This is a genomic window from Enterobacter sp. V89_11, from assembly GCF_029967775.1.
GTDB classification, from domain to species: domain Bacteria; phylum Pseudomonadota; class Gammaproteobacteria; order Enterobacterales; family Enterobacteriaceae; genus Enterobacter; species Enterobacter ludwigii.
In genome coordinates this window covers 36,356-50,608 of sequence record NZ_JASCAN010000018.1, presented here as the reverse complement: position 1 = coordinate 50,608, position 14,253 = coordinate 36,356, and the positions used below count along the sequence as shown (strand labels likewise).

At 55.0% G+C, this 14,253-nt stretch carries 19 protein-coding genes; 15 read left to right on the top strand and 4 right to left on the bottom strand.

Annotated elements, in window-relative coordinates:
* Nucleotides 1-57: 57 nt before the first annotated feature.
* The 3 genes from yedD to fliE all read right to left on the bottom strand — a co-directional run bounded on the left by yedD (nucleotide 58) and on the right by fliE (nucleotide 1,692).
* A complete protein-coding gene (yedD, locus tag QLG09_RS15000; RefSeq protein ID WP_020883340.1) occupies nucleotides 58-471 on the bottom strand; it encodes a lipoprotein YedD in 414 nt (137 codons plus the stop codon).
* Between the two features lie 155 nt (nucleotides 472-626).
* Entirely contained in the window at nucleotides 627-1,139 is a 513-nt protein-coding gene (locus QLG09_RS14995) for a DUF4823 domain-containing protein (RefSeq protein ID WP_044856851.1), read from the bottom strand.
* Between the two features lie 241 nt (nucleotides 1,140-1,380).
* Entirely contained in the window at nucleotides 1,381-1,692 is a 312-nt protein-coding gene (gene fliE / locus QLG09_RS14990; protein WP_014170728.1) for a flagellar hook-basal body complex protein FliE, read from the bottom strand.
* Nucleotides 1,693-1,920: 228 nt separating this feature from the next.
* On the opposite strand from fliE, the gene fliF reads away from it, so the two are divergent.
* From fliF to rcsA, 14 genes are all read left to right on the top strand, one after another.
* Nucleotides 1,921-3,600, top strand: coding sequence for a flagellar basal-body MS-ring/collar protein FliF (gene fliF / locus QLG09_RS14985; protein WP_049022923.1), 1,680 nt, complete (start codon nucleotides 1,921-1,923; stop codon nucleotides 3,598-3,600).
* Complete coding sequence (gene fliG / locus QLG09_RS14980) at nucleotides 3,593-4,591, top strand: flagellar motor switch protein FliG (protein ID WP_014170730.1); 999 nt, start codon at nucleotides 3,593-3,595, stop codon at nucleotides 4,589-4,591. Before fliF ends, fliG begins: the two co-directional genes overlap by 8 nt.
* The gene (gene fliH / locus QLG09_RS14975; RefSeq protein WP_063156593.1) at nucleotides 4,584-5,291 is read left to right on the top strand and encodes a flagellar assembly protein FliH; all 708 of its coding nucleotides are present in this window, start codon (nucleotides 4,584-4,586) and stop codon (nucleotides 5,289-5,291) included. Before fliG ends, fliH begins: the two co-directional genes overlap by 8 nt.
* On the top strand, nucleotides 5,291-6,661 hold the full coding sequence (fliI, locus tag QLG09_RS14970; protein ID WP_049023035.1) for a flagellar protein export ATPase FliI: 1,371 nt from the start codon (nucleotides 5,291-5,293) through the stop codon (nucleotides 6,659-6,661). Before fliH ends, fliI begins: the two co-directional genes overlap by 1 nt.
* A 21-nt stretch (nucleotides 6,662-6,682) precedes the next feature.
* Nucleotides 6,683-7,126 (top strand): flagellar export protein FliJ, encoded by a 444-nt coding sequence (gene fliJ, locus QLG09_RS14965; RefSeq protein WP_014170734.1) that lies wholly within the window; start codon nucleotides 6,683-6,685, stop codon nucleotides 7,124-7,126.
* A complete protein-coding gene (gene fliK / locus QLG09_RS14960; RefSeq protein ID WP_282489028.1) occupies nucleotides 7,123-8,361 on the top strand; it encodes a flagellar hook length control protein FliK in 1,239 nt (412 codons plus the stop codon). The genes fliJ and fliK overlap by 4 nt, the downstream gene beginning before the upstream one ends.
* A 106-nt stretch (nucleotides 8,362-8,467) precedes the next feature.
* The gene (gene fliL / locus QLG09_RS14955; protein ID WP_020883336.1) at nucleotides 8,468-8,938 is read left to right on the top strand and encodes a flagellar basal body-associated protein FliL; all 471 of its coding nucleotides are present in this window, start codon (nucleotides 8,468-8,470) and stop codon (nucleotides 8,936-8,938) included.
* Nucleotides 8,939-8,942: 4 nt separating this feature from the next.
* The gene (gene fliM, locus QLG09_RS14950) at nucleotides 8,943-9,947 is read left to right on the top strand and encodes a flagellar motor switch protein FliM (protein ID WP_014170737.1); all 1,005 of its coding nucleotides are present in this window, start codon (nucleotides 8,943-8,945) and stop codon (nucleotides 9,945-9,947) included.
* On the top strand, nucleotides 9,944-10,357 hold the full coding sequence (fliN, locus tag QLG09_RS14945) for a flagellar motor switch protein FliN (RefSeq protein ID WP_014170738.1): 414 nt from the start codon (nucleotides 9,944-9,946) through the stop codon (nucleotides 10,355-10,357). The genes fliM and fliN overlap by 4 nt, the downstream gene beginning before the upstream one ends.
* Before the next feature lie 2 nt (nucleotides 10,358-10,359).
* Nucleotides 10,360-10,734 (top strand): flagellar biosynthetic protein FliO, encoded by a 375-nt coding sequence (gene fliO / locus QLG09_RS14940; protein WP_014170739.1) that lies wholly within the window; start codon nucleotides 10,360-10,362, stop codon nucleotides 10,732-10,734.
* Nucleotides 10,734-11,471 carry a flagellar type III secretion system pore protein FliP gene (gene fliP / locus QLG09_RS14935; protein WP_151712434.1) on the top strand — a complete coding sequence of 246 codons (738 nt, stop codon included), beginning with the start codon at nucleotides 10,734-10,736 and terminating at the stop codon, nucleotides 11,469-11,471. The genes fliO and fliP overlap by 1 nt, the downstream gene beginning before the upstream one ends.
* Before the next feature lie 9 nt (nucleotides 11,472-11,480).
* The gene (fliQ, locus tag QLG09_RS14930) at nucleotides 11,481-11,750 is read left to right on the top strand and encodes a flagellar biosynthesis protein FliQ (protein WP_008500315.1); all 270 of its coding nucleotides are present in this window, start codon (nucleotides 11,481-11,483) and stop codon (nucleotides 11,748-11,750) included.
* Between the two features lie 7 nt (nucleotides 11,751-11,757).
* On the top strand, nucleotides 11,758-12,543 hold the full coding sequence (fliR, locus tag QLG09_RS14925) for a flagellar biosynthetic protein FliR (RefSeq protein WP_020883334.1): 786 nt from the start codon (nucleotides 11,758-11,760) through the stop codon (nucleotides 12,541-12,543).
* 294 nt (nucleotides 12,544-12,837) lie between these two features.
* On the top strand, nucleotides 12,838-13,461 hold the full coding sequence (rcsA, locus tag QLG09_RS14920; protein WP_008500313.1) for a transcriptional regulator RcsA: 624 nt from the start codon (nucleotides 12,838-12,840) through the stop codon (nucleotides 13,459-13,461).
* Between the two features lie 104 nt (nucleotides 13,462-13,565).
* Here rcsA and dsrB read toward each other — a convergent pair whose 3' ends face one another.
* On the bottom strand, nucleotides 13,566-13,754 hold the full coding sequence (gene dsrB, locus QLG09_RS14915) for a protein DsrB (protein ID WP_020883333.1): 189 nt from the start codon (nucleotides 13,752-13,754) through the stop codon (nucleotides 13,566-13,568).
* Nucleotides 13,755-13,883: 129 nt separating this feature from the next.
* Between dsrB and yodD the strand changes: the two genes are divergently transcribed.
* The gene (gene yodD, locus QLG09_RS14910; RefSeq protein WP_008500310.1) at nucleotides 13,884-14,111 is read left to right on the top strand and encodes a YodD family peroxide/acid resistance protein; all 228 of its coding nucleotides are present in this window, start codon (nucleotides 13,884-13,886) and stop codon (nucleotides 14,109-14,111) included.
* Nucleotides 14,112-14,253 lie beyond the last annotated feature (142 nt).

The window sequence follows — 14,253 nt, the reverse complement described above, 5'->3', positions numbered from 1 at the left end:
AGCATCTGACGCGAATTGAATGCCGGGTCAGGCGAAGCTGCCACCCGGCAACATGCACTACGGAAGTTTACTCTCCAGCGGATTTTTGCTCAGATAATCTGCGCACTCTACCGTCGGGCGATCGACCTTCTGTAGCTCCATACCATCATACTCAAGAACAGAGCCATCGCGCTCCAGCGGATAAATATCCAGCTTGCGGGTGACGTTATAATAACTGTCTGAACGCAGCATGATTTTACCCGGTACAGCGATCACGCGCTGCCACTGACGGCAGTCCAGCGTATCGCCCTCCTCCGTCACCACCAGCGTGGCAATCGCCTCTGGGCTCACCATTTTGCTCTGCGGCCCTTTTGACTGCCAGTACCCTGCCAGATGCGCCGGGACGGGGTGTTTGATCACTTCCTGATAGTTATCCACCTGAACGCACCCGGTCAGTGCCAGCAGCGCGCCAGCAATTGCTATTTTTTTCATCATCTTTCCTGCATTCGAAGAAAAAAATATTGTGGCATTAAAGCGCTTGGGCTGCCAGCGAAGATCGACGGGTCTTAACATAAGGAAAGAGGACTTTACTGAAGCCTGTCAAAACCCCGTTGAGACGGGGTTTTATATGAAAGCTTGATGGAGAATTAATACAGACTCGAGATAAACGCGCTTACAGGTTCTGGCAACAAATCCTGTGGGTGATCGCCACCGAAGGTAGCCCACTTGCTTTTGCCATTGATAATGGTTGATGCAACACGATTATTGGATTCAGCATTATAAACCGTGATTTTCACTTCAATCTTGTCTGGAATGCCGGACCACTCAGTTGCACGATCCTCCCAGTGCAGTATCTGTGGGACCACATAATATCCCCGGCTGAGTGTATGCCGGTTTTTCAGACATGCGAGATCATCACAGTCACTAAAAACTGTCACATTATCTGAATACCGCAAAAATGCCGCTTTTACAGCATCCGCCGTTGCTTTGCCAGAACCAGAATAAGTGTGTGTTTCATATACGCCGTCAGTTGGCTGAGAGATCGCAACTGGAGCATCTTTTGACAGGGATTCTGTACGCTCCTGAATATTATTTGTGCTGTATTTGGCGGAACAACCTGCCAGTAAAATTGCAGAAAAAAACAGAAACAAACTTTTCACTTTTCTATCCCTGTAAAATAAAGGAGTTACATTTTATCAGGCCAGTCCAGGTGAAACACATGTTTGCATCATGAAGACGTAACAAAACTGATGATATGTGTCGGGGGCCCAGCTCTGGAAGACGAAAAATGACCGGATGAGACGCCTGTCCAAAACGAAATGTCATTAGCTTTGCCCCGCCCATGCCCCACAACATGTATGAGGGCAATAATTAACTATAAATAGCATCAGGTTAGATTACTTAAACCTGCATCCCCATCACTTCCTGATAAGCAGACACAAGCTTGTTACGCACCTGAATCCCCATCTGCAGGGAAACCGAGGCTTTTTGCAAATCGGTCATCACATCATTCAGTGCCACGCCCGGCTCGCCGAGGGTGAACTTCTCCGCCTGAGTACGTGCGGCGGTCTGGGTATCGCTGATACGGTCAAGCGCGGCGTGCAGTTGTCCTGCAAAACTGATGCTCGGTTGTTCTGCCACATTCTGATTACGGGCCGTCATCGCCGTTGCCTGCAACTGACTGATCACCCCTTCAATACCCTGTATAGCCATGACTCTCCCCTGAATGGTTTTTTACGGGGTCAAGACTAACAGCTTGTCAATAAGATAATGGCGGTAAATAGCGTGAAAAAACCAGGTTATTTGACGCATAGAAAATCCTGAATCATCAAATAATGGCAGGGCCATCAATATGGAACTTTTGTCGTGTTTGCCGACCCGGGAGTCAGTTTTGTTTCTCTACACGAATAACGTAAACCACCAGGATTTAAGAGGTGCGCAATGAGTGCAACAGCATCGACAGCGCCACAAAATAAATCACTCGAGTGGATGAACCGCCTTCGCGCGAATCCTAAAATCCCGTTGATCGTGGCAGGCGCTGCCGCAATTGCGATCCTTGTAGCGATGGTCTTGTGGGCGAAAAGCCCTGATTACCGCACGCTTTACAGTAACCTTTCCGATCAGGATGGCGGTGCCATCGTCACCCAGCTTACCCAGATGAACATCCCTTATCGCTTTGCGGATAACGGCGGTGCGCTGGAGGTACCGGCTGATAAGGTGCACGAACTTCGTCTGCGCCTGGCGCAACAGGGACTGCCAAAGGGCGGTGCGGTAGGTTTTGAACTGCTGGATCAGGAAAAATTCGGTATCAGCCAGTTCAGCGAGCAGGTGAACTACCAGCGTGCGCTGGAAGGTGAGCTGGCCCGTACGATTGAAACATTGGGTCCGGTGAAGAGTGCCCGTGTGCACCTGGCCATGCCTAAACCCTCCCTGTTTGTCCGCGAGCAGAAATCCCCGTCGGCCTCCGTCACCGTTAACCTCCAGCCTGGCCGTGCAATGGATGAAGGACAAATCAGCGCGGTGACCCATCTGGTCTCCAGCGCTGTTGCCGGTCTCCCGCCGGGTAACGTGACGCTGGTTGATCAAAGTGGTCATCTGCTGACCCAGTCCAATACCGCAGGCCGCGATCTGAATGACGCGCAGCTGAAATATGCCGCGGACGTGGAAAGCCGCGTGCAGCGTCGCATCGAAGCCATCCTTGGCCCGGTCGTGGGTAACAGCAACGTGCATGCGCAGGTTACCGCGCAGATTGACTTCTCTAATAAAGAACAGACCGAAGAGCAATACAGCCCGAATGGCAACCCGGCTCAGGCGGTAATGCGCTCTCGTCAGGTCAATGAAAACGAACAGGTTGGCGGCGCATACCCAGGCGGTGTGCCAGGCGCATTGTCTAACCAGCCAGCACCGGCTAACGCGGCACCAATCTCAACGCCACCGGCTAATCAGCAGAACGGTCAGCAAACGAATCAGCAGACCACATCAACAGCCAGCACCGCCGGTCCGCGTACCAGCAGTCGTAACGAAACCACCAACTACGAAGTGGACCGTACTATCCGCCACACCAAACTGAACGTGGGCGATGTACAGCGTCTGTCGGTTGCGGTGGTGGTGAACTACAAGACGCTGGCGGATGGCAAGCCGTTGCCGTTGACCACCGAGCAGATGAAACAGATTGAAGACCTGACCCGTGAAGCGATGGGTTACTCCGAGAAGCGCGGCGATACGCTCAACGTGGTGAACTCACCGTTCAACTCGGTTGAAGAGTCAGGTGGCGAACTGCCGTTCTGGCAACAGCAGGCGTTTATCGATCAGCTGCTGTCCGCAGGTCGCTGGCTGCTGGTTCTGATTGTCGCGTGGCTGCTGTGGCGTAAGGGCATTCGTCCTCAGCTCCAGCGTCGTGCTGAAGCTGAAAAAGCGGCGCGCGAACAGGTCAGTACCCGTCAGGAAGTGGAAGATGCGGTTGAAGTTCGCCTCAGCAAAGACGAACAGATGCAGCAACGCCGTGCTAACCAGCGTATGGGCGCCGAGGTCATGAGCCAGCGCATTCGCGAAATGTCAGATAACGATCCGCGCGTCGTGGCGCTGGTCATCCGCCAGTGGATGGGTAACGAACATGAGTAACACGCTTTCAGGCACCGATAAAAGCGTCATCCTGCTGATGACCATTGGCGAAGACCGTGCGGCCGAGGTGTTCAAACACCTCTCGCAGCGCGAAGTACAGATTCTCAGTGCGGCAATGGCAAACGTACGCCAGATCTCTAACAAACAGCTGACGGAAGTGCTGTCTGAATTTGAGCAGGAAGCCGAACAGTTTGCCGCGCTCAACGTCAACGCCAACGACTATCTGCGCTCCGTGCTGGTCAAGGCGCTGGGCGAAGAGCGTGCTGCCAGCCTGCTGGAAGACATTCTGGAAACGCGCGATACCGCCAGCGGTATCGAGACGCTCAACTTTATGGAACCGCAGAGTGCCGCCGACCTTATCCGCGACGAGCACCCGCAGATTATCGCCACCATTCTTGTCCACCTCAAACGTGGCCAGGCGGCCGATATTCTGGCGTTGTTCGAAGAGCGCCTGCGTCACGATGTGATGCTGCGTATCGCGACCTTCGGTGGTGTCCAGCCAGCCGCGCTGGCGGAGCTGACCGAAGTGCTGAACAACCTGCTCGATGGCCAGAACCTCAAGCGCAGCAAAATGGGCGGCGTGAGAACGGCGGCAGAGATCATCAACCTGATGAAAACGCAGCAGGAAGAAGCGGTCATTACCGCCGTTCGCGAATTCGACGGCGAGCTGGCACAGAAAATTATCGACGAGATGTTCCTGTTCGAAAACCTGGTCGAAGTGGACGATCGCAGCATCCAGCGCCTGCTCCAGGAAGTGGACTCCGAGTCGCTGCTTATCGCCCTCAAAGGTGCCGAGCAGCCGCTGCGCGAGAAGTTCCTGCGCAACATGTCTCAGCGTGCGGCAGATATCCTGCGCGACGACCTTGCCAACCGTGGCCCGGTCCGTCTGTCTCAGGTGGAAAACGAACAGAAAGCCATCCTGCTTATCGTTCGTCGTCTGGCAGAAACCGGCGAGATGGTGATTGGCAGCGGAGACGACACCTATGTCTAATGAACTGCCGTGGAAGCGCTGGACGCCCGACGATCTGGCGCCTCCCCTGTCAGAGTTCACACCCGCCGTGCTTTCGCCCGAAGAGGGCGACCCGGATGTCGAGCAGCCTGAGCTGAGCGAAGAAGAGCAGCGCGCGCAGATGCTGGCCCAGCTGCAGATTCAGGCCCATGAGCAGGGCTACACGGCTGGCCTGAACGAAGGACGCCAGAAAGGCCACGATCAGGGGTATCAGGAAGGTTTGGCCAAAGGGTTAGAACACGGCATTGAACAGGCGCGCCAGCAACAGGCTCCGCTTCACGCCCGTATGCAGCAGCTGGTCAGCGAGTTTCAGCACACGCTGGATGCGCTGGACAGCGTCATTGCCTCAAGGCTGATGCAGATGGCGCTGGAAGCCGCCCGTCAGGTGATCGGCCACGCGCCGGCGGTGGACAACACCGCGCTGATTAAACAAATTCAGGGTCTGCTTCAGCAGGAGCCGCTGTTCAGTGGGAAACCGCAGCTGCGCGTGCATCCGGACGACCTCCAGCGCGTGGAAGAGAGCCTGGGCGCCACGCTGAGCCTGCACGGCTGGCGTCTGCGCGGCGACCCGTCGCTGCATCACGGAGGCTGCAAGGTCTCTGCCGATGAAGGTGACCTGGATGCCAGCGTTGCGACCCGCTGGCAGGAACTGTGCCGCCTGGCAGCACCGGGAGTCGTCTGATGACTGCACGCCTCACCCGCTGGCTCAACACGCTCGATAATTTTGAAGCGAAGATGACGCAGCTGCCGTCCGTTCGCCGTTACGGACGACTCACGCGGGCCACCGGCCTGGTGCTGGAAGCCACTGGCCTGCAGCTTCCGCTGGGAGCCACCTGCGTGATTGAGCGTCAGGATGGACAAGAGACGCGTGAAGTTGAGAGCGAAGTCGTCGGCTTTAACGGCCAGCGCCTGTTCCTGATGCCCCTTGAAGAAGTTGAAGGCATCCTGCCCGGGGCGCGCGTGTATGCGAAAAATATCAGCGGCGATGGACTGCAAAGCGGGAAACAGCTCCCGCTTGGCCCTGCCCTGCTTGGCCGCGTTCTGGACGGAAGCGGTAAACCGCTGGACGGTCTGCCCTCGCCGGACACCACCGAAACCGGCGCGCTGATCACCCAGCCGTTTAACCCCCTTCAGCGTACCGCCATCGAACATGTCCTCGACACCGGCGTGCGCCCGATTAACGCCCTGCTGACCGTAGGCCGCGGGCAGCGTATGGGCCTGTTTGCCGGCTCAGGGGTGGGTAAATCCGTCCTGCTTGGCATGATGGCACGTTACACCCAGGCCGATGTCATCGTCGTGGGTCTGATCGGTGAACGTGGTCGCGAAGTAAAAGACTTTATTGAAAACATTCTCGGTGCAGAAGGCCGTGCCCGCTCGGTGGTCATCGCCGCACCGGCGGATGTCTCACCGTTACTGCGTATGCAGGGTGCTGCGTATGCCACCCGTATCGCGGAAGATTTCCGTGACCGCGGCCAGCACGTGCTGCTCATTATGGACTCACTGACCCGCTATGCGATGGCGCAGCGTGAAATCGCTCTCGCCATCGGAGAACCTCCGGCGACCAAAGGTTATCCGCCTTCGGTCTTTGCCAAGCTCCCGGCGCTGGTCGAACGTGCAGGAAACGGCATCAGCGGCGGCGGCTCAATCACCGCTTTTTATACGGTTCTGACCGAAGGCGATGACCAGCAGGACCCGATTGCCGACTCCGCGCGTGCGATCCTCGACGGTCATATTGTGTTATCGCGCCGTCTGGCCGAAGCCGGCCACTACCCGGCAATTGATATCGAAGCATCAATCAGCCGTGCAATGACGGCATTGATCACAGAGAAGCACTACGCCCGCGTGCGTAACTTCAAACAACTCCTCTCCAGCTTCCAGCGCAACCGCGATCTGGTGAGCGTGGGGGCGTATGCCAAAGGCAGCGACCCGATACTCGACAAAGCGATTAGCCTGTGGCCGCAGCTGGAGGCGTTTCTGCAACAAGGTATTTTTGAACGCGCCGACTGGGAAGACTCACTCCAGGCACTGGAGCTGATTTTCCCGCAGGTGTAACACAGGTGGAGGGCGAAGGTCATGGCGCAAAACAGCGCGTTATCAACGCTGAAAGATCTGGCTGAGAAAGAAGTTGATGATGCCGCATTGCAGCTCGGCGCAATGCGACGCGGGTGCCAGCAGGCTGAAGAGCAGTTGAAGATGTTAATCGACTATCAGCATGAATATCGCACCAACCTCAATACCGATATGACACAGGGCATTGGAAGCCAGCGCTGGATTAACTATCAGCAGTTTATTCAGACGCTGGAAAAGGCGATAGAACAGCATCGCCAGCAGCTTAACCAGTGGACCCAGAAAGTCGACACCGCGCTGAATTTCTGGCGCGAGAAAAAGCAGCGACTGCAGGCCTGGCAGACCTTACAGGACCGACAGATCGCGGCAACGACCCTGGCGGAAAACCGTCTGGATCAGAAGAAAATGGATGAGTTTGCCCAGCGCGCATCAATGAGGAAACCGGAATGATCACATTGCAACAACTGCTGATGACCGACAGCGACCTGTCGGGCGGCATGCAAACAGGGAAAGGCACCGACGGTGCACAAGACTTTCTTTCTCTGTTGGCAGGCGCCCTGACTGACGCAACAGGCCAGGGCAACGATGCGCCGCTGACGCTGGCTGACCTGAAAGCAGCCGGCAGTAAGCTGTCAAAAGTTGCTCAGGAAGCCGGGGGAGAGAACACCCTGCAGGCCAAAATAGCCAACCTGCTCTCGCATCAGCCAGCCCTGACAGGCGATGAACCGACAGCAGCCACCCCGCTGGAAACCCTCGTTTCCGGGCTGGTGCCGGTTTCAAAAGGTGATGCCCTGAAGACCCTGAGCGCGGTGAAAACGCAGGATGACAGCAAAAGCGAGCTGAGCGAAGAAGAGCTGGCAGGGTTGAGCGCGCTGATGGCGATGCTGCCCCACCAGCAGACGGCAACGCCGGTGGCCTCTGGCGCGACAGGTATTGGCGTGACGGCGAAATCAACGCTGAACGCTGCCGCGCTTTCGCAAAATGGTGTAGGTCAACAGTCCATGAGCACCCTGCTGTCGGGCCATGAAAAAGCGCAACAAGCGTCGACTTATCAGGCGCAGGCGCAAAACGCCGATCCGTCTCAACCGGTCAACGCACCGGCAACCCCGATCGTGGCCGCCGCCGCTGAGAAGCAGGATCTCGCCAGTTCACCCTCTTCAACAGCCCCGACAGCAACGCTTGCGCCCGTCATTTCCAGCAACGTCACCAGCCATGCTGCCGCAACCGTTGCCACGGCACCGGTATTGAGCCAGCCGCTGGGAACCCAGGAGTGGCAGCAATCCCTGAGTCAGCACATCACGTTGTTCACGAAACAGGGCCAGCAGACCGCAGAGTTGCGTCTGCATCCGGAAGATCTGGGCCAGGTCCAGATTACCCTGAAACTGGATGATAACCAGGCACAGCTGCAAATGGTGTCGGCGCACAGCCACGTGCGTGCGGCCCTGGAAGCTGCACTGCCGGTCCTGCGCACGTCGCTTGCTGAGAGTGGCATTCAGCTCGCGCAAAGCAGTGTCAGCAGCGAGAGCTTTGCCGGACAGCAGCAGTCCTCCTCTCAACAGCAGCAACAGGCTTCACGTTCCGGTAATACCGGCGGTTTTAATGAGGAGAGCGATGAGTTACTGCCTGCCCCTGCCGCCCTGCAATCCGCGGCGCGTGGCAACAGTGCCGTAGACATCTTTGCCTAAACGCCAGAGGTAGCGTGATTATCCCCGTCTTTTCCACGCTTTGACGACAGCAGGACACGGGATAATCACCTTATTATGCTGTACCGAAACAGGAAGCTCGTATCAGATGACTGACTCCGCGATCACCAAAAAAAGCAAGCGTTCCATCTGGATCCCGCTGCTGGTGTTAATCACGCTCGCCGCCTGCGCTACCGCGGGCTATAGTTACTGGCGTATGCAGCAGGAACCTTCTACCGCTGCGGCCAAAGCCGAACCGCCTCCTCCGCCGGCACCGGTATTCTTCCCACTGGATACCTTCACCGTGAATCTGGGTGATGCGGATCGTGTGCTGTATGTGGGTATTACGTTACGCCTGAAAGATGAAGCCACGCGTGCGCGCCTGAATGATTATCTTCCTGAAGTGCGTAGCCGTCTGCTGCTGCTGTTCTCTCGTCAGGACGCCTCAACGCTTGCTACCGATGACGGTAAGCAAAAGCTGGTCGACGCCATTAAACAGACGCTGGCGACCCCGCTGGTAAACGGTCAACCCAAGCAGGAAGTCACTGACGTTCTGTATACAGCCTTCATACTGCGGTAACGACATGGGCGACAGTATTCTTTCTCAGGCAGAAATCGACGCGCTTCTTAACGGCGACAGCGATAAGAACGATGATCCGCAACCGGGTATTGGCGGCGATAGCGATATTCGTCCTTATGATCCCAATACCCAGCGCCGCGTAGTACGTGAACGTCTGCAGGCGCTGGAGATCATTAACGAACGTTTTGCACGTCAGTTCCGTATGGGGCTGTTTAACCTGCTGCGTCGTAGCCCGGATATCACGGTCGGTGCGATCCGCATCCAGCCGTATCATGAGTTTGCCCGCAACCTGCCGGTGCCAACGAACCTTAACCTGATCCACCTGAAACCGCTGCGCGGCACAGGTCTGGTGGTGTTTTCGCCAAGCCTGGTGTTCATTGCGGTGGATAACCTGTTTGGTGGCGACGGGCGTTTCCCGACCAAAGTGGAAGGGCGTGAATTTACCCACACCGAGCAGCGCGTCATCAACCGCATGCTGAAGCTGGCACTGGAATCTTACAGCGACGCGTGGAAAGCGATTAACCCACTGGAAGTGGAGTACGTACGTTCTGAGATGCAGGTGAAATTTACCAATATCACCACCTCCCCGAACGATATCGTCGTGAATACCCCGTTCCATGTGGAGATCGGTAACCTGACCGGTGAGTTCAACATCTGCCTGCCGTTCAGCATGATCGAACCGCTGCGTGAACTGCTGGTCAACCCGCCGCTGGAGAACTCACGCAACGAAGATCAGAACTGGCGTGAAAACCTGGTGCGTCAGGTTCAGCATTCTCAGCTTGAGCTGGTGGCGAGCTTCGCGGATATCCCGCTGCGCTTATCCCAGATCCTGAAATTACAACCCGGCGATGTTTTGCCGATAGAAAAACCCGACCGCATTATTGCCCATGTGGATGGTGTCCCCGTGCTGACAAGTCAGTACGGCACAATTAACGGTCAGTATGCGTTACGCGTTGAGCACTTGATCAACCCGATATTGAATTCGCTGAATGAGGAACAGCCCAAATGAGTGACATGAACAATCCGTCCGATGAAAACAGCGGAGCACTGGACGATCTGTGGGCTGACGCGTTAAACGAGCAAAAAACGACTCCGGCCAAAAGTGCAGCGGATGCTGTGTTCCAGCAGCTCGGCGGCGGCGATGTCAGCGGTACGCTGCAGGATATTGATCTGATTATGGATATCCCGGTTAAGCTGACCGTGGAACTGGGCCGCACCCGCATGACCATTAAAGAGCTGCTGCGTCTGACGCAGGGTTCCGTGGTGGCCCTTGACGGTCTCGCCGGCGAACCGCTGGATATTCTGATCAACGGTTATCTCATTGCCCAGGGTGAAGTCGTAGTGGTTGCCGATAAATACGGCGTGCGCATCACCGACATTATTACGCCATCTGAACGTATGCGTCGTCTGAGCCGTTAAGCATGAAAACCCAGGCAACAATATCACAGCCCTCTGCCGTTCCCGGCTCTCCGCTGCTCCAGGTGAGTGGCGCGTTGCTCGGTATTATTGCCTTTATTCTTATCGTCGCATGGCTGGCGAAGCGCTTCGGCCTGGCGGGTAAAACCGCCGGCACCCGCGGTCTGAAGGTCAGCGCCAGCACGACACTGGGGCCACGCGAGCGCGTGGTCGTTGTCGATGTGGAAGATGCACGGCTGGTGCTGGGCGTGACTGCCTCCAGCATCAACGTCTTGCATAAACTGCCGCCAGCCCCGGCAACGGGTGACGAGCGCGCAGAAGTCCCTGCGGATTTTCAGTCCGTCATGAAGAGTTTGCTTAAGCGTTCCGGGAGATCCTGATGCGCCGTTTGTTATCCCTTACGCTTGCGGGCGTCGGCCTGTTTGCCCCTGCGGTTTACGCGCAACTGCCCGGTCTGGTCTCAACCCCTCTTGCAGGCGGCGGGCAAAGCTGGTCGCTGCCGGTGCAGACGCTGGTTTTCATCACCTCGCTGACGTTTATTCCGGCGATCCTGCTGATGATGACCAGTTTCACCCGAATCATCATCGTCTTTGGTCTGCTGCGCAATGCGCTGGGCACCCCGTCCGCGCCGCCTAACCAGGTACTGCTGGGTCTGGCGCTGTTTTTAACCTTTTTCATTATGTCGCCGGTTATCGACAAGATTTATACCGACGCATACCAGCCGTTTAACGAAGATAAAATCTCCATGCAGGAGGCGCTCGATAAAGGGGCTCAGCCGCTGCGGGAGTTTATGCTCCGCCAGACCCGGGAAGCGGACCTGGCACTCTTCGCCCGCCTGTCCAATACCGGCGAGCTTCAGGGACCGGAAGCCGTTCCGATGCGTATTCTGCTTCCTGCGTATGTCACCAGTGAGCTGAAAACGGCCTTTCAGATTGGCTTTACCATCTTTATTCCGTTCCTGATTATCGATCTGGTGATCGCCAGCGTTCTGATGGCGCTCGGGATGATGATGGTCCCCCCGGCCACCATTGCCCTGCCCTTTAAGATCATGCTCTTTGTCCTGGTCGATGGCTGGCAACTGCTGGTCAGTTCGCTGGCGCAGAGTTTCTACAGTTAAGGAGCCGTAATGACGCCAGAATCGGTCATGATGATGGGCACGGAAGCGATGAAAATCGCGATAGCCGTTGCCGCGCCGTTACTGCTTGTCGCGCTGGTGACCGGTCTGATTATCAGTATCCTGCAGGCCGCCACGCAGATTAACGAAATGACGCTGTCATTTATCCCAAAAATCATCGCCGTGTTCGTGGCGATTATCGTTGCCGGGCCGTGGATGCTGAACCTGTTGCTGGACTATATGCGCAACCTGTTTACCAATCTGCCGTACATCATCGGCTGACCCGACGATGCTGCACTTCACCAGTGACCAGTGGGTTCAATGGCTTGGCGTCTATTTCTGGCCGATGCTGCGTATCCTGGCGCTGATTACAACGGCCCCCATTCTCAGTGAGAAAACGATACCCAAGCGCGTCAAAGTGGGGCTGGGCATCATCATCACCATTATCGTCGCCCCTTCTCTCCCGCCCGTGGATATTCCGATCTTCTCGGCGAAAGCGGTGTGGGTTGCACTGCAACAGGTGATGATTGGCGTGGCCGTAGGCTTTACCATGCAGCTTGCCTTCGCGGCCGTGCGGACCGCCGGCGAACTGATTGGCCTGCAAATGGGTTTATCATTCGCCACGTTTGTGGATCCCGGTAGCCACCTCAACATGCCGGTGCTGGCGCGCATTATCGATCTGCTCGCCATGCTGCTGTTCCTGTCGTTCAACGGCCATCTGTGGCTCATCTCCATGCTGGTGGATACTTTCCATACGCTGCCGATTGGGGAAAACCCGGTGAACAGCAACGCGTTTCTGGCGCTTACGCGTGCGGCCGGGCTTGTTTTCCTGAACGGCCTGATGCTGGCGCTGCCGATCATCACCCTGCTGCTGACCGTGAACCTCGCCTTAGGCTTACTCAACCGAATGGCACCGCAGCTCTCGGTGTTCGTCATTGGTTTTCCGCTGACGCTGACGGTCGGTATTTTATTAATGTCATTACTGATGCCCCTTATCGCCCCCTTCTGTGAGCACTTATTCGGCGAGATATTCAATCTGTTAGCAGATATTGTCAGTGAGCTACCGCGTAAATAATAGCCCTCACAGTTGATATTGTCTTTCTGAGGATATTCCTAAAATAAAACGTGAAAAACATCTTCCAGGATATATCTGACGCGGTTTAATTGTTTCTAACCACCTCACAATACTTAATATTTACTTTACTTTAAGAAGATTCCTGGCAAATTATACGTAACTTTACGGGATAGTGAGTCCGCCTGAAAGTCTTTGTCATGCTCACAGGTTTATTAATTTTTTCCATCCCGTATGGCTGTTATGAGCTCTCAGGCAGATGGTGAATTATCGTTACGCATTGAGTGAGGGTATGCCATGTCAACGATCATTATGGATTTATGCAGCTACACCCGGCTAGGGTTAACCGGGTACCTGGCAAGCAGAGGGGTAAGAAAGAGAGACATCAACGATGCACACACCGTTGACGAACTCGCAGCCGCTTGTGACGAACTTAAACCAGGCGTGGTGTTTATTAATGAGGACTGTTTCATTCACGATCCAGCCAACAGTCAGCACATTAAGCAAATCATTAATCAGCATCCAAAAACCCTGTTTATTGTTTTTATGGCGATCGCGAATATCCATTTCGATGAGTATTTGTTGGTTCGTAAAAATTTATTGATCAGTTCTAAATCGATTAAACCAGAGTCGCTGGATGACATTCTGGGTGATTATTTGAATAAAGAAGTTAAAAATGTAGGAGCGGTTAACTTACCCACCCTATCATTAAGCAGGACTGAATCAAGCATGCTGCGAATGTGGATGGCAGGGCAAGGGACTATTCAGATCTCAGACCAGATGAATATTAAAGCCAAAACCGTTTCGTCACATAAAGGAAATATTAAAAGGAAAATTAAAACGCATAATAAGCAAGTGATCTATCACGTGGTACGCCTCACCGATAATGTGACGAACGGGATTTTCGTCAACATGCGTTAGTCGCTAAAAAAACCCTTTGCACCCTACCTTTGATCTCTGGCCTGGCCAGAGATTTTTGCTTCTGTGGACAGTGTCGGGCGCGCCAGTCGCCACCCGACGCCATGCTATTGCGCTTTCTCTACAAAGATGCCATCCGGGTGTCCCAGTTCGTTAAAAAACCAGATGCCGAGCGGGTAGTCTTCAAGTGATACCAGGTACATCGTGCCTTCACTAAACTCTTCAATTGCCAGGACCACACCCGGGCGGCGCGGTCCACCGTCCGTTTTAACGGTTACCCGATCGTTGACCTTCATACGTTCCTCCTCTGGTTTTGAGCCAGTGTAGAACAAAACGCCTTAACTGGCATCGCTGCCCGGTGTGAATGGCGTTTTTGTGCGCAGTCTATACTTACGGTTGGAGACGGCAAAATGAGGTACCCCGTAATGAAGACCGACAAAGAGTACAGCGACACCATCAAACGCGAGGTTGAGGTGGATGTCGATGCCCTGCTGGCCGCCATTAATGAGATCAGTGAGTCAGAAGTCCGTCGTTCAGACGACAATTCCGACAGGGTCATTGTGAACGGAAGGGATTATCACACCTACCGTGAACTGGCGGAGGCCTTCGAGCTTGATATACACGATTTTAGCGTGTCTGAAGCAAATCGTTAGGACGAAAAAAATCCCGGTCATGGGGATGGCCGGGATCAAAACTTGCTTATGCAAGAAGCACTTGAAAATTCGTTACACCAGGAAATCTGATGTACACAAAACACTATCCTCAACCATTTTGTATGACAAGCATATATTCTCA

What these genes read in the sequence shown, in the direction of transcription:
- yedD (WP_020883340.1), bottom strand. Translation starts at nt 471, where the DNA reads ATGAAAAAAATAGCAATTGCTGGCGCGCTGCTGGCACTGACCGGGTGC.
- fliE (WP_014170728.1), bottom strand. Translation starts at nt 1,692, where the DNA reads ATGGCTATACAGGGTATTGAAGGGGTGATCAGTCAGTTGCAGGCAACG.
- fliF (WP_049022923.1), top strand. Translation starts at nt 1,921, where the DNA reads ATGAGTGCAACAGCATCGACAGCGCCACAAAATAAATCACTCGAGTGG.
- fliG (WP_014170730.1), top strand. Translation starts at nt 3,593, where the DNA reads ATGAGTAACACGCTTTCAGGCACCGATAAAAGCGTCATCCTGCTGATG.
- fliH (WP_063156593.1), top strand. Translation starts at nt 4,584, where the DNA reads ATGTCTAATGAACTGCCGTGGAAGCGCTGGACGCCCGACGATCTGGCG.
- fliI (WP_049023035.1), top strand. Translation starts at nt 5,291, where the DNA reads ATGACTGCACGCCTCACCCGCTGGCTCAACACGCTCGATAATTTTGAA.
- fliJ (WP_014170734.1), top strand. Translation starts at nt 6,683, where the DNA reads ATGGCGCAAAACAGCGCGTTATCAACGCTGAAAGATCTGGCTGAGAAA.
- fliK (WP_282489028.1), top strand. Translation starts at nt 7,123, where the DNA reads ATGATCACATTGCAACAACTGCTGATGACCGACAGCGACCTGTCGGGC.
- fliL (WP_020883336.1), top strand. Translation starts at nt 8,468, where the DNA reads ATGACTGACTCCGCGATCACCAAAAAAAGCAAGCGTTCCATCTGGATC.
- fliM (WP_014170737.1), top strand. Translation starts at nt 8,943, where the DNA reads ATGGGCGACAGTATTCTTTCTCAGGCAGAAATCGACGCGCTTCTTAAC.
- fliN (WP_014170738.1), top strand. Translation starts at nt 9,944, where the DNA reads ATGAGTGACATGAACAATCCGTCCGATGAAAACAGCGGAGCACTGGAC.
- fliO (WP_014170739.1), top strand. Translation starts at nt 10,360, where the DNA reads ATGAAAACCCAGGCAACAATATCACAGCCCTCTGCCGTTCCCGGCTCT.
- fliP (WP_151712434.1), top strand. Translation starts at nt 10,734, where the DNA reads ATGCGCCGTTTGTTATCCCTTACGCTTGCGGGCGTCGGCCTGTTTGCC.
- fliQ (WP_008500315.1), top strand. Translation starts at nt 11,481, where the DNA reads ATGACGCCAGAATCGGTCATGATGATGGGCACGGAAGCGATGAAAATC.
- fliR (WP_020883334.1), top strand. Translation starts at nt 11,758, where the DNA reads ATGCTGCACTTCACCAGTGACCAGTGGGTTCAATGGCTTGGCGTCTAT.
- rcsA (WP_008500313.1), top strand. Translation starts at nt 12,838, where the DNA reads ATGTCAACGATCATTATGGATTTATGCAGCTACACCCGGCTAGGGTTA.
- dsrB (WP_020883333.1), bottom strand. Translation starts at nt 13,754, where the DNA reads ATGAAGGTCAACGATCGGGTAACCGTTAAAACGGACGGTGGACCGCGC.
- yodD (WP_008500310.1), top strand. Translation starts at nt 13,884, where the DNA reads ATGAAGACCGACAAAGAGTACAGCGACACCATCAAACGCGAGGTTGAG.